Origin of the sequence: Flagellimonas chongwuensis, from assembly GCF_013376415.1 — a bacterium.
In the GTDB taxonomy this organism is placed as follows: domain Bacteria; phylum Bacteroidota; class Bacteroidia; order Flavobacteriales; family Flavobacteriaceae; genus Flagellimonas; species Flagellimonas chongwuensis.
Genome location: NZ_WYET01000003.1, coordinates 141132 through 154157, shown reverse-complemented (window position 1 = coordinate 154157; position 13026 = coordinate 141132). Strand labels below are relative to the sequence as shown.

The following is a 13026-nucleotide window of genomic DNA, read 5'->3' as shown; positions in this document are numbered from 1 at the left end:
AAAGTAGTTTTACACCTAAATTCAGGTAGGTATGAGTGTTATTTATGTGTTGTTGGCCATAAGCATAACGGTGGCCGTTGTCTTTTTTATAGCATTTGTTTTTTCGGTAAAAAGCGGACAATACGACGATACCTATACCCCATCGGTAAGAATGTTGTTCGAGGATGAGGTGATCAAGGATAAGGATAAATCAAACTCAAATAAAAAGGAAATCAAACAAACTAAAAGTACAAACCAATAAATATGGAAATACAACAGTTCCGTTACGATAACAAAATCGTACAAAAGTTCTTATACGCTACCATTTTATGGGGCGTGGTGGGTATGGCAGTAGGTCTTTTGTTGGCCTTTATGTTTTTGTTCCCCAATGTTACCGAAGGAATCTCATGGTTGAGTTTTGGGCGTTTGCGTCCATTGCACACCAATGCCGTGATCTTCGCATTTGTGGGGAACGCCATTTTTGCAGGGGTGTATTACTCGCTGCAACGCTTGCTGAAGGCAAGGATGTTCAGTGATGTCCTGAGCAACATCAACTTTTGGGGCTGGCAATTAATCATTGTTGCTGCAGCCTTGACTTTGCCCTTGGGATACACCACATCCAAGGAATACGCCGAATTGGAGTGGCCGATAGATTTGGCCATTGCGGTGGTTTGGGTAATTTTTGGTTGGAACATGATCGGTACCATTTTAAAAAGAAGACAAAGACACCTATATGTAGCGATTTGGTTCTATCTGGCCACATTTGTAACCGTAGCTGTGCTGCACATATTTAATAGCTTGGAGTTGCCAGTAACGGCATTGAAGAGCTACTCCGTTTACGCTGGTGTGCAAGATGCCTTGGTGCAATGGTGGTACGGTCACAATGCGGTGGCATTCTTTTTGACCACTCCTTTCTTAGGATTAATGTACTACTTTGTCCCAAAAGCGGCTAACCGTCCAATTTATTCCTACAGGCTGTCCATTGTCCACTTTTGGTCGTTGATATTCATTTATATCTGGGCTGGTCCCCACCACTTATTGTATTCTGCGTTGCCGGATTGGGCACAGAACCTTGGGGTTGTATTTTCCATCATGCTGATTGCTCCATCGTGGGGTGGTATGATCAACGGTCTGTTGACACTTCGTGGAGTGTGGGATAAGGTTCGTACCGATGCTACTTTGAAATTTATGGTGGTAGCCATCACAGGTTATGGTATGGCTACGTTCGAAGGACCAATGCTTTCCTTGAAAAACGTTAATGCGATTGCACACTTTAGCGACTGGATCATTGCTCACGTGCACGTAGGAGCTTTGGCCTGGAACGGATTTATGACCTTTGGTATGATCTACTGGTTGGTGCCACGAATGTTCAAAACGGAATTGCACTCCAAAGGATTAGCCAATTTCCACTTCTGGATAGGAACTTTGGGTATTGTATTGTATGCCCTGCCGATGTACGTAGCCGGGTTTACCCAAGCTTTAATGTGGAAGGAATTTAACCCGGATGGTACTTTGGTGTACGGTAACTTCTTGGAAACAGTTACCCAGATTATTCCCATGTACTGGATGAGGGCCATCGGAGGGTCACTCTATATCTTGGGAATGTTCGTATTGCTCTATAATGTTGTGATGACGGTTCGTTCCGGTAGCAAGGTAGAGGATGAGACGGCAGAAGCTCCTGCATTGGAACGCGTAGCCAAAAGAAGAGTGGCTGGGGAGACCTTTCACAACTGGTTGGAAAGAAAACCTGTTCAGTTGACCATTTTGGCCACCATTGCCATATTGATTGGTGGTGTCATCCAGATTGTACCGACCATCTTGGTGAAATCCAACATACCTACCATTACCAGTGTTAAACCCTATACACCATTGGAATTGGAAGGCCGGGACCTTTATATCAGAGAAGGATGTGTAAGCTGTCACTCCCAAATGATACGTCCCTTCCGTAGTGAGGTCGAGCGTTATGGCGAATATGCCAAAGCAGGGGAATTTGTGTACGACCACCCGTTCTTGTGGGGTAGTAAACGTACAGGTCCAGACTTGCTTCGAGTTGGTGGAAAATATTCCGATAGCTGGCACTTGAACCACATGTACGATCCACAAAGTACATCGGCAGGTTCCATCATGCCATCTTACGAATGGTTGGTGACCGATGAGCACGATCGTAGCGATGTTCAGGCCAAGATGGAGACAATGGTAAAATTGGGAGTGCCCTATACCGAGGAGGATATTGCAAACGCTCCACAGTCCATGGCAGAGCAGGCTGCGGCAATTGAAAAGAGTCTTTACGCAGACCCGGAATTTGAGAGAACCTACGAAGCGGACAAAAAGTACGCACAGGAAAATGGATTGGATTTTGTGGAAATGCAAGATCGTGAAATCGTAGCCTTGATCGCTTACTTACAGCGACTGGGTACCGATATCAAAATTGAAGGAACAGAAGAAACTATATTTCAAAACAAATAACCATGTTGAAATTTGTAAAAGAACATATGGAAACCATCGACGGGATAGCAAACTATCCCATGGTTTCCTTGCTTATCTTCTTTGTGTTTTTTGTGTTATTGTTTTGGTGGGTTTTCACCGCCACCAAGGAACACATAAGGGAGATGTCCGAACTGCCTTTGGATAACGATGATCAACAAAACAAACTATAACATTATGAGCACAAAAACACCTTGGTGGATACGAGTCCCGGTTTTATTCTTTTTGATCTTCGGATTGATGGAATTCTTTATAGACTCCGGTGATAAACCTGCAATAATTGAATATCCCATCACGCAGTTTTTTATGCTGTTGGTATTGATGATTCTTATTGCCATAGAATTGATTTTAGGTTCTATTGAGAACATAATGTTCCAAACCCTTTCCGAAGAAGGTAAGGAGCGTTACTTGGCGGCCAAAAGCAAAAAGTACGACTGGTCATGGGCCAAGAACTTAATGAAAAAGTTGACCAAGAGCCGCTCCATTGAGCGTGAAGGTGAAATTGTGCTGGACCACAATTACGATGGTATACGTGAGTTGGACAATGTTTTGCCGCCTTGGTGGGTATATATGTTCTATGCCACCATTGTATTCGCAGTGGTGTATTTGGTGCGATTCCATGTTATTGGAGAATATGACCAAGCGCAGGAATACGAACAAGAGGTTGCTGCTGCACAGCAGGCCATAGAAGAATATAAAAGAACCGCAAAGGATTTGGTGGACGCCAGTACCGTGGAGTTCCTTTCGGATGAATCCGATTTGGCCGCTGGTGAGAAAATTTTCCAGACCAACTGTGTTGCATGTCATACACAAGATGGAGGCGGGTCCATTGGACCTAACCTAACCGATAAATATTGGATTTTGGGCGGAGGTATCAAAAATGTGTTCACCACAATTTCAGAAGGAGGTCGTGACGGTAAAGGGATGATTGCGTGGAAGCAAAGCTTAAAACCTGCGGAAATAGCTCAGGTGGCCAGTTATGTCATTTCATTGGGGGGAACCACTCCTGCCAATCCAAAGGAACCTGAAGGAGAAATCTGGATAGATCCCAATGCTCCTGAAGAAGCCAACGGAACAGAATCTGAAACGGAGGAAATCGCACCGGAAGAAATGGAGCAGGCCACCGATTCAACAGAAGTTGCCATGAATTAGTCCATTTGGACCATCTGGCAGTAATATTTTAGCCATAAACCACAAATGCGATGGAAGAAAATTTTAGGGATTCCATAGGCACAATCACACAAGAAGGTAAAAGGAACTGGATTTTTCCAAAGAAACCTAGCGGAAGGTATTACGATTACCGAAAGTATGTAAGTTATTTTCTGCTGATTTTTTTGATAGCAGCTCCCTTCATTAAAATAGGAGGGCACCAGTTCTTAATGTTCAATGTGCTGGATAGGCGCTTCAACATATTTGGAGTTCCATTTTGGCCCCAGGATTTTCATCTTGTGGTGATATCCATGATTATTGGAGTAATTTTCATCGCACTGTTTACGGTCGCTTATGGTCGTATTTTTTGCGGATGGATGTGTCCCCAAACCATTTTTTTGGAAATGGTGTTCCGTCGTATCGAATATTGGATAGATGGAGACAGAGGTGCGCAAATGCGTTTGGCCAAGGCACCATGGACAGGAAAAAAGATTCGAAAAAGAGTATTGAAGTGGACCGTTTTCTTCATTATCTCCTTTTTTATCGCCAATGTTTTTTTGGCTTATTTAATCGGTAGCGACCAACTTTTGGCCTACATCACCGATGGACCTATGGCTCATTTGGATACTATGGTTCCGTTATTGATTTTCACCGGGGTGTTCTATTTCATCTTCGCGTGGTTCAGGGAGCAAGTATGCATTATTGCCTGTCCATATGGTAGATTGCAAGGGGTGCTTTTGGATGATAAATCCATTGTGGTGGCTTACGACCATAAACGTGGCGAAGGTGAAAACGGCCGCAAAAAGTTCAGGAAAAATGAGGATAGGGAGGCACTGGGACATGGTGATTGTATTGACTGTCTTCAATGCGTAAATGTCTGTCCTACCGGAATAGATATTCGGAATGGAACGCAGTTGGAGTGCGTAAACTGTACGGCTTGTATTGACGAGTGTGACCACATTATGGACAGCATCAATAAACCTAAAGGGTTAATCAGGTATGCTAGCGAAGACGAGATAACCAATAAGAACAAGTTCAAGTTAACCCCTCGTATGAAGGGGTATACCGCAGTACTTTTCGTTTTGATAGGTGTGTTGGTCGGAATGTTATTTATGCGGAACGAAGTGGAAGCCAATGTTTTGAGATTGCCGGGACAATTGTACGAGCGCAAGGAGAACAATATCATCAGTAACGTGTACACCTATAAATTGGTGAACAAGACTGCAAAGGATATCGAAAATGTATCGTTTGAATTGATGTCACATAACGGAGAAATCAAAATGGTATCACAGGATAAGTTTACCATTCCTGCGGAGCAACTTTCGGAAGGAACTTTGTTCATCGAAATAAATGCCTCAGCATTGAACGGTGACAAGGATAAACTGAAGATTGGGGTTTATAGTGGGGATAAACTCATAGAAACCACGGTGACACAGTTTTTGGCACCAAGGAGTTATAATTAAAAAATATAGAGATGAAAATTAATTGGGGAACAGGAATCGTATTGGCTTTTATCGGCTTCATTGGGTTTATCCTATACTTTGTGATACGGATGAGTACCGATGATAGCGCCAACCACGATTTGGTGACAGAGGAATATTATAAAAAGGAATTGTCCTATCAACAGGATATTGATGCCTCAAAAACCGCGAAGGAAATGAATGCCAACCTCAAGGTTGAAAAAACGGCAGAGGGGCTGGTGATTGCGTTTCCGGAACGTTTCGACCCCAAAAAAATAAGTGGAACAGTGTCCCTATACAGACCGTCTAACAAGCACTTGGACACAGACTTTCCTATAAGTTTGTCCAATACACATTTGCTCATACCTGACAATCGCTTGGTGGACGGTCGCTGGGACATTTCCATAAGCTGGGAATACGAAAGTAATTCCTTTTTGCATAAAGAAAAATTAGTGTACTGATCATGTTGACCTCTGCTTTGGTTCTGGGACTTTTGGGAAGCTTGCACTGCTTGGGCATGTGTGGGCCGATAGCCTTTATGCTACCTTTGGACCATGCCAATCAGGTTAAAAAGACAGCTCAGTTGTCCATTTATCATTTTGGAAGACTGTTGGCATACGGAATCATCGGAGTGCTTTTCGGACTTTTGGGCAAGGGATTGTCCCTGTTCGGAATACAACAGAAGCTTTCCATTGGCATTGGAGTACTCATGATCGTCCTTGTACTTATTCCAGCAAAACATCTGAACGGACATAAATTATTATCGCCCATTTACTCCATAATCGCCAAGGTGAAATACAAACTTGGGACAGAGCTCAAAAAAAGAACACCGGATACTTTTTTGACCATAGGGTTTTTGAATGGCTTCCTTCCCTGCGGATTGGTGTATATGGCGCTTTTGGGAGCCATGGCCATGGGAAACCCTTTGGAAGGTGGGCTCTACATGATGGTTTTTGGTTTGGGCACCGTACCTTTAATGTCCCTGGTGGTCTATTCCAAAGGAATGTTCAGTACAGCCATAAAGTCTAGAATACAGAAATTGATACCGGTATTTGTGGTCATCATTGGTGTTTTGTTTATTGTGCGTGGGCTTGGATTGGGAATACCCTATGTTTCCCCAAAAGCAGCTCCGGCCGACACCGTTTCGGCGACCATAGAATGCCATCAACCCTAAAAATCGAATCCAGAATGAAAATAACATCAGCGGAAGAAGCGGTAGGAATTGTAAAATCAGGTGACCGGGTCTTTTTCCAGGGCGCGGCAATGACCCCAAATGAATTGATAGATGCACTGTGCGAACGTCACAAGGAGTTAAAGGAAGTTGAGATAATTTCCATCCACACTGAAGGCGATGCAAAATATACCAGGGCACCTTATTGCGAAGCGTTTACCCTAAATGCCTGTTTTGTAGGCGGCAATGTAAGGCCATTTGTAAACACTTATATGGGAGACTATATCCCTGTTTTTTTAAGTGAGATTCCTTGGTTGTTTGCCGACGAATATTTGCCTTTGGATGTGGCCTTCGTGCAGGTGTCACCGCCAGACAAGCATGGGTATTGCTCGTTGGGAGTCTCAGTAGATGTTGCTTTGCCAGCAGTAAGGACCGCAAAAAAGATAGTGGCCCAGATAAATCCTAAGGTGCCACGTACCCATGGTACAGGGATTGTCCATATTGACGAAATAGAGTTCGCGATAGAGGTTGACCGTCCCATCCATCAGCATGACCCGACACAGCCATCGGAAGTGGAACAGGAGATTGGCAGGCATGTAGCATCTTTGATTGATGACGGGGCTACCTTGCAAATGGGAATAGGAAACATACCAAATGCCGTGCTTTCCAACTTGGGCAACCACAAAAACCTTGGAATCCATACAGAGATGTTCTCGGATGGAGTTCTTCCATTATTGCAAAGTGGTGTCATCAACGGTAAAGAAAAGGCGGTGAAAAGAGGTAAAATAGTGAGCTGCTTTGCCGTAGGCTCCCAAAAACTGTACGACTTTATAGACGATAACCCGATATGCGACTTTAGGGATTCCGGTTATACCAACGATACGGCGAGAATCCGAAGAAACCCAAAAGCGACAGCGATCAATAGTGCCATTGAGATTGATCTTACAGGGCAGGTCTGTGCAGATACCATTGGAGGTTATCAGTTTTCCGGTGTAGGTGGCCAGATGGATTTTATGAGAGGTGCATCCCTGTCAAAAGGGGGTAAGCCCATTATAGCCATGTCCTCCACCACCAAAAAAGGGGTTTCCAAAATAACTCCGTTTTTAAAACAAGGTGCAGGGGTGACCACCACACGTGCGCACATGCATTATGTGGCCACCGAGTATGGAGTGGTAAATTTATTCGGAAAGAATCTGCACCAACGTGCCGAAGCATTGATTTCCATTGCACACCCAGACCATAGAGAGGCATTGGAAAAGGCAGCCTATGAAAGATTTCATGGTTAATAAGCAATTAAACCTAACCAAAAGAGGGGGCAATCCTAGGATTGCCCCCTCTTTTATTGAATTACATGAAACCAATTAAAATGTAATCCATCAAATTTTAAAGGTGATTACCGGTGCCTCAGAATGGTTGGCGATATCCTCCCCGATACTTCCCATAAAGAAATGGGATAATCCTCTTCTTCCATGGGTTGGGATGCCAATAAGGTCGGCGCCGATTTTTTTGCTGTAGTTTATCACACCTTTTTCAACGGTGTAGTCGTTAAAGATTTCAACTTCCATGCCTACATTGGCCTCGTTCAAAAACTTGGAGATTTTAGAATAGGCGTCGTTGGTACTCATAAATTCGTCTCCCGGTGTGTTGATGTATACCAAATGTAATTTAGATTCCAAAAGCTTGGCCATTTCTATTGCTTTTTTCAGAGCGGGTACACTTTCATGTTCGAAATCGCTCGCGAAGACAAAGTTTTTTGGATTAAAATTGTCCGCTTCGTTCCCTTTGATGACCAATACGGGAACATCAGAGGTTCTCACCACCCTTTCGGTGTTGGAGCCAATAAAGATTTCTTGCAAGCCATCTGCTCCGTTGGAGCCCATAACAATCAGGTCTGCCTTATGCTTTTCGGCTACCTCTGCTACTTCGCTGAATACTTTGTAGTGTTTGATCACAGGGGTAACCGTGATATCCTTTAGATAAGGCTTGTCCAAAAAATCGGAAAAACGTTTCTCGCCAAGTTTAATAAGGTGTACCACCTGTTCTTGGGAAATATATCCAGATTCTCCCATAATGGCTGGAGAAAGCTCCAACATATGGAGAACAAATAGTTCGGCATTTTGTTCCTTGGCCAACGAGGCAGCCACTTTCAGTGCCTTTTCTGATTGATTTGAAAAATCAACGGGTACGATTATACTTTTCATTTTATTGCTTTTTTAGGTTAAACGGTCATGGAAAATATTCGGGTATTTGGTTTTTCTCGATGCATCTTTAGGTCAAAGGCCATACTGACGTTTCTGACAAAAGGCCTGCCTTTGGCTGTCACCTTTATGGTTTTGTCTTCTATTTCAACAAGGCCATCTGCCTCCAGTTCGGATAGGTTGGCCAGTATGTTTTCAAAATCAACGACTTCTCTTTCTTCAGGTTTCCAATTTGTCTCAAATCGACACATAATATTGAGGATGTGTTTTCTTAGTATCTGGTCTTCCTCATTTAATATGTGTCCTCTAAAAATAGGGATAACTCCATGTGAAACCAAATTCTGATATTCTTCCACATTTTTCACATTTTGGGCAAATCCGTACCAACTATCACTGATGCTGGAGGCACCCAGACCTATCATTAGATTAGTTTTAGAAGCGGTGTAGCCCATAAAATTTCGGTGCAAGGTTCCATTTTCCATGGCTTGTTTGAGGCTGTCTGTGGGAAGGGCGAAATGGTCCATGCCAACATCCTTATAACCGAAGCCCGAAAGCATTCTCTTGCCCATCTCGTACTGAGCCTTTTTTTCTATGGAAGATGGGAGGTCCTCTTCTTTGTACCCGCGCTGACCATTGCCCTTGAGCCATGGCACATGGGCATAGCTGTAGAAGGCTATGCGATCCGGTTTTATGGCATTGGTCTTCATTATCGTTTGTTCCACATCGGAACAATTTTGAAAAGGAAGTCCATATATTATATCGTGACCTACAGAAGTGTACCCTATCTCACGGGCCCATTCAGTAACATTTTTTACGTTTTCAAACGGTTGGATCCTGTTTATGGCACGTTGTACGGTGAGGTTGTAATCCTGTACGCCAAAACATACCCTTCTAAAACCGACATCGTAAAGTGCTTGTAAATGCTCTTTGGTGGTATTGTTGGGGTGACCTTCAAAACTGAACTCCATGTCGTCTGCCTTTTTGCCCAGACGAACAATTCCATTGATTAGCATCCTTAAATTTTCAGGTGAAAAGAAGGTGGGTGTTCCTCCGCCAAGGTGAAGCTCTTTGATTACAGGCCTAAACCCCATCAGTTCCACGTACAATTCCCATTCCTTTAAAACTGCTGATATATATGGACTTTCCACGTCGTGCCTTTTAGTGATGCGCTTGTGGCAACCACAAAAGGTGCACATGCTTTCGCAAAAGGGTAGGTGTATATAAATGCTGATTCCCTCATCGGGATTTTCCTCGAAAGCTTGTATCACGCTTGATCTCCATTTTTTTCCTGAAAAACTCTCCATGTCCCAATAGGGAACAGTAGGATAACTCGTATATCGAGGGCCGGGAACATTATATTTTTGAACTAATTCGCACATAATCTGCATACCTTTACATTATAGGTCAAAAGTACTTTTGATGGTTTGCAAAAAACATGATAATTGTCAGTATTGCCATCCCAGGTATCACTACTGCATAAATGATTGTAGAACATCCGTCATAAAAAAGGCCCAGACAAGTTAATCTGGACCCTTTTCTGGGTTATGTTTGGTGATTTAATTTTGCATTATAAAGTTAATGGGTATGCTGTATTTAACACTTACGGGCTTACCTCTTTGCTCACCTGGTTTCACTTTGGGCAATGCAGCGATAATTCGTCCGGCCTCTTGTTCCAATAATTTGTCCGGCCCTCTTTTTTCTATACCTACGACCCTTCCGTTGGTATCAATCACGAACTGTACGTAAACTCTACCTGTAATTCCCATCTCTAAAGCGGATGAAGGGTAGCTGAAATTTGCCTTAATGTGTTCCTGAACCTTTTCGTTAAAACAGGCTTTGCGTTCCGCTTGGGTCTGTAAGTCCTCACATCCTGGAAAAACAGGTACGTGTTCAATAACGGCGAAAGGCACTATGACTTCCTCCTCAACTTCTTCCACATCAACATCCTCAATTCGGACTACAGCATCCTCAATATAAGTTTCTTGGCTACTCTCGGTACTTTCTATTATGGTCTCTTTTACATCTTCCACATCATCCACTATCTCAATAACAGCTGGAGCAGAAGGTGGCGGTGGCGGCGGAGCGGTACGTATCATTTCGGTAATAGGTACATCTTCCTTAAGCTCGTCGGTTAGTTGTACAACTTCAGAAACTTTGGATTCCTCTTCATAGAACTTTACTTCAAAAGATTGCCATGTCATGAACAATACCGAAGTAAGTCCTATCATAAAATATAGACTGCTGTTGCGTCCGATTTCTACGTTTGGGTTCTTTTTTGGTTTCATGACTTCTACTATTTAACTAAGTTAAAGGTAGTTTTCTTCCAAATCAGAAAATATGATAAACGTCATGCTTCGGTACTGAACAATACTCTGTAAACTCTATATTCCGCGGTTCTTGATTATTGGAATACAATGGCTTCCACTAAAATATGGCAGCAGTCCCAAATGTATCTCTTATATAAATAATATTTAAACCTGTTTTTTCTTTTCGTTTTCCCAAATTAGGGCGGCAGCTCCACAAATGGCGGCGGTTTTTCCTTCCATGGCAGAATGGAGGAGTTTTACCTTCCCTTTATAAACGTCCAACAAGAAACCGTTAAAGTATTTTTCCAAAGGTGTCATGATCCATTTGCCACTATTGGTAAGGCCACCCATTAAAATGAATGCTTCGGGTTGGGTGAAGGCCGTAAAGTTGGCCAAGGCCTGTGCCATAATTCGGGCAGTGTAGTCGAATGCCTTGAGGGCAATTTCGTCGCCTTCTTCGGCGGCTTGGGTAATGTCCTCGCCGTGAAGGTCGTTATAGGCAATATCCCTGAACCTGCTATCCACTAGATATTTGCTCTGCATATACATTACAGTGCGTTTTAACCCAGTGGCTGAAACATAGGCTTCCAGTCCGCCTTTTACACCGAGTCCGGTAAGTCTACCATCGCCTATGGTCATGTCTACATGACCCAATTCTCCAGCGAAACCATCAAAACCGTCAATAAGTTGACCGTTGGCAACAATTCCTGCTCCAAAACCGGTGCCCAGAGTAATTACTATAAAATCTGTCATATTCTTGGCACCTCCAAACAGCATTTCCCCCAAAGCGGCCGCACTGGCATCGTTCATTATACGGATGGGCATATCCAATCGCTGTTTGAGTAGTTTTACCAAGGGAACGCTTCCTTTCCATGCCAGATTACTGGCACTTTCAATGGTGCCATTTTTGCTTGATGCATTTGGTGCCCCAATACCGCAGCCGATTATGTTGGCATCTTTTCCGAAATTATCTAAAAGCTCATCAACGGTAGATTTTATCTTATCCAAGTAATTATCCAAGTTGGGATATTCTTTGGTCCTAAAAAATGTTTTTTCGTAGCACTCGCCATGTTCATTTACCAAACCTATCTTGGTTTTGGTTCCCCCTATATCAATTCCTATTACTAAATCCATTTTAATATTACGTTGTGGTTTGGTCCCTAAATATAACCAATATGGTAGCAATAAAATAGCTCGTTAGAATTTTATAGTGACTCTTTTTTTTGGGAAAATCAGGGATAAAAATAGAAGTTACTGATATCTGTCATGTTTTAGGTCACAGGTCGATTCTACTTTTGAAATGAGAATTGAAATCAATAAATATAATAGGTATGAGCAGTTTGAATAAAATATTAATTCCTTTTGATTTTTCCGAAGCATCAGTCAACGCTTTGGAATATGTGGTCAATTTTGTAGGCACCGAAAAACCCATTGGTATCCTTGGTCTGTATGTGGGTGCGATGCCCATAAGTGCATCTGACAATGAAAAACTGGGAAAGGATTTTTTCAAAGTGTTGGACTCTTTCGGGGTACGATTAAAAGTTGCCCCTGAGTTCATTACAGATACAGGAGAAGTGATTGGAACTATCCTGTTGGCACAAGAAGAGAATAACGCCGATTTGATTATGATGGGTACCATGGGCGATAAAATCACTGATGAAGCCATAACCAATACCTCAAAATTAGTGTTGGAAGCCAACTGTCCTGTGATTTCCATCCCCTATGGAACCGAAATCAAGGACCCTAAGAACATTGCTTTGGTAATGGGCGGGGAACGCATTGATGATAAAGAAGTTTTGAGCACCCTCTTGGATGTAGCTAGAATTTTTGACGCCAGGATCCACGTGCTTACCATTTATAAAGATTCGATATACGATGAAGAGGCTGTAAAGGAATCCAACGAGAATTTATTGGAATACTACTTGGAGCATTTTTATGCGGATCATACATTCACTAAAAATGAAGACATAGAGCAAGGCATTTTGGATTATATCGTAGAGAAAAGCATTGACCTGTTAACTATATTGCCAAGAAACCATACCGAAAAAAGTACTCCATCGGAGGGCAGGCTAACTAAACTGTTGACCTTGCACTCCGAGATACCGGTTTTGGCTTTGGACTAAATCATATATTGATAGCATGCGCCCATTTTTTCACAAATTTTCTTGTTTTTAGGTCATACCACAATCAATGCTGTGATAACCTTCTTCATGGTAATATGAGCGAGGTTTATGAATTCAGCGATTAAGTAAAAGAGAGGCGATTCATAATCCTTATGG

13 protein-coding genes are annotated in these 13026 nt (G+C 42.7%); 9 read left to right on the top strand and 4 right to left on the bottom strand.

The window, feature by feature from the left end:
* Nucleotides 1-31 precede the first annotated feature (31 nt).
* Genes ccoS through GUA46_RS06430 form a run of 8 tightly spaced genes read left to right on the top strand, consistent with a single transcriptional unit; the run spans nt 32 to nt 7529 of the window.
* A complete protein-coding gene (ccoS, locus tag GUA46_RS06465; protein WP_176619787.1) occupies nt 32-241 on the top strand; it encodes a cbb3-type cytochrome oxidase assembly protein CcoS in 210 nt (69 codons plus the stop codon).
* A 2-nt stretch (nt 242-243) separates the two neighbouring features.
* Complete coding sequence (ccoN, locus tag GUA46_RS06460; RefSeq protein ID WP_176619786.1) at nt 244-2445, top strand: cytochrome-c oxidase, cbb3-type subunit I; 2202 nt, start codon at nt 244-246, stop codon at nt 2443-2445.
* Between the two features lie 2 nt (nt 2446-2447).
* Entirely contained in the window at nt 2448-2636 is a 189-nt protein-coding gene (locus GUA46_RS06455; protein WP_067037876.1) for a cytochrome C oxidase subunit IV, read from the top strand.
* Nucleotides 2637-2640: 4 nt separating this feature from the next.
* Nucleotides 2641-3615 carry a cbb3-type cytochrome c oxidase N-terminal domain-containing protein gene (locus tag GUA46_RS06450; RefSeq protein ID WP_176619785.1) on the top strand — a complete coding sequence of 325 codons (975 nt, stop codon included), beginning with the start codon at nt 2641-2643 and terminating at the stop codon, nt 3613-3615.
* A gap of 50 nt (nt 3616-3665) precedes the next feature.
* Nucleotides 3666-5075: a cytochrome c oxidase accessory protein CcoG gene (gene ccoG / locus GUA46_RS06445; RefSeq protein WP_176619784.1), complete on the top strand. Its 1410-nt coding sequence runs from the start codon at nt 3666-3668 to the stop codon at nt 5073-5075.
* Between the two features lie 11 nt (nt 5076-5086).
* On the top strand, nt 5087-5533 hold the full coding sequence (locus GUA46_RS06440) for a FixH family protein (RefSeq protein ID WP_176619783.1): 447 nt from the start codon (nt 5087-5089) through the stop codon (nt 5531-5533).
* 2 nt (nt 5534-5535) lie between these two features.
* Nucleotides 5536-6246: a sulfite exporter TauE/SafE family protein gene (locus GUA46_RS06435; protein ID WP_176619782.1), complete on the top strand. Its 711-nt coding sequence runs from the start codon at nt 5536-5538 to the stop codon at nt 6244-6246.
* 14 nt (nt 6247-6260) lie between these two features.
* Entirely contained in the window at nt 6261-7529 is a 1269-nt protein-coding gene (locus GUA46_RS06430) for an acetyl-CoA hydrolase/transferase family protein (RefSeq protein WP_176619781.1), read from the top strand.
* A 90-nt stretch (nt 7530-7619) separates the two neighbouring features.
* Here the strand turns inward: GUA46_RS06430 and GUA46_RS06425 are convergent, their stop codons facing one another.
* The 4 genes from GUA46_RS06425 to GUA46_RS06410 form a co-directional block, all read right to left on the bottom strand.
* Nucleotides 7620-8444 carry a universal stress protein gene (locus GUA46_RS06425; protein WP_176619780.1) on the bottom strand — a complete coding sequence of 275 codons (825 nt, stop codon included), beginning with the start codon at nt 8442-8444 and terminating at the stop codon, nt 7620-7622.
* A 17-nt stretch (nt 8445-8461) separates the two neighbouring features.
* Nucleotides 8462-9820, bottom strand: a complete 1359-nt coding sequence (hemN, locus tag GUA46_RS06420; protein WP_176619779.1) for an oxygen-independent coproporphyrinogen III oxidase — start codon at nt 9818-9820, stop codon at nt 8462-8464.
* Between the two features lie 177 nt (nt 9821-9997).
* Nucleotides 9998-10726, bottom strand: coding sequence for an energy transducer TonB (locus GUA46_RS06415; protein ID WP_176619778.1), 729 nt, complete (start codon nt 10724-10726; stop codon nt 9998-10000).
* A 186-nt stretch (nt 10727-10912) separates the two neighbouring features.
* Nucleotides 10913-11881 (bottom strand): ROK family protein, encoded by a 969-nt coding sequence (locus GUA46_RS06410; RefSeq protein WP_108246372.1) that lies wholly within the window; start codon nt 11879-11881, stop codon nt 10913-10915.
* 197 nt (nt 11882-12078) lie between these two features.
* On the opposite strand from GUA46_RS06410, the gene GUA46_RS06405 reads away from it, so the two are divergent.
* Entirely contained in the window at nt 12079-12870 is a 792-nt protein-coding gene (locus GUA46_RS06405) for a universal stress protein (protein WP_108246371.1), read from the top strand.
* Nucleotides 12871-13026 lie beyond the last annotated feature (156 nt).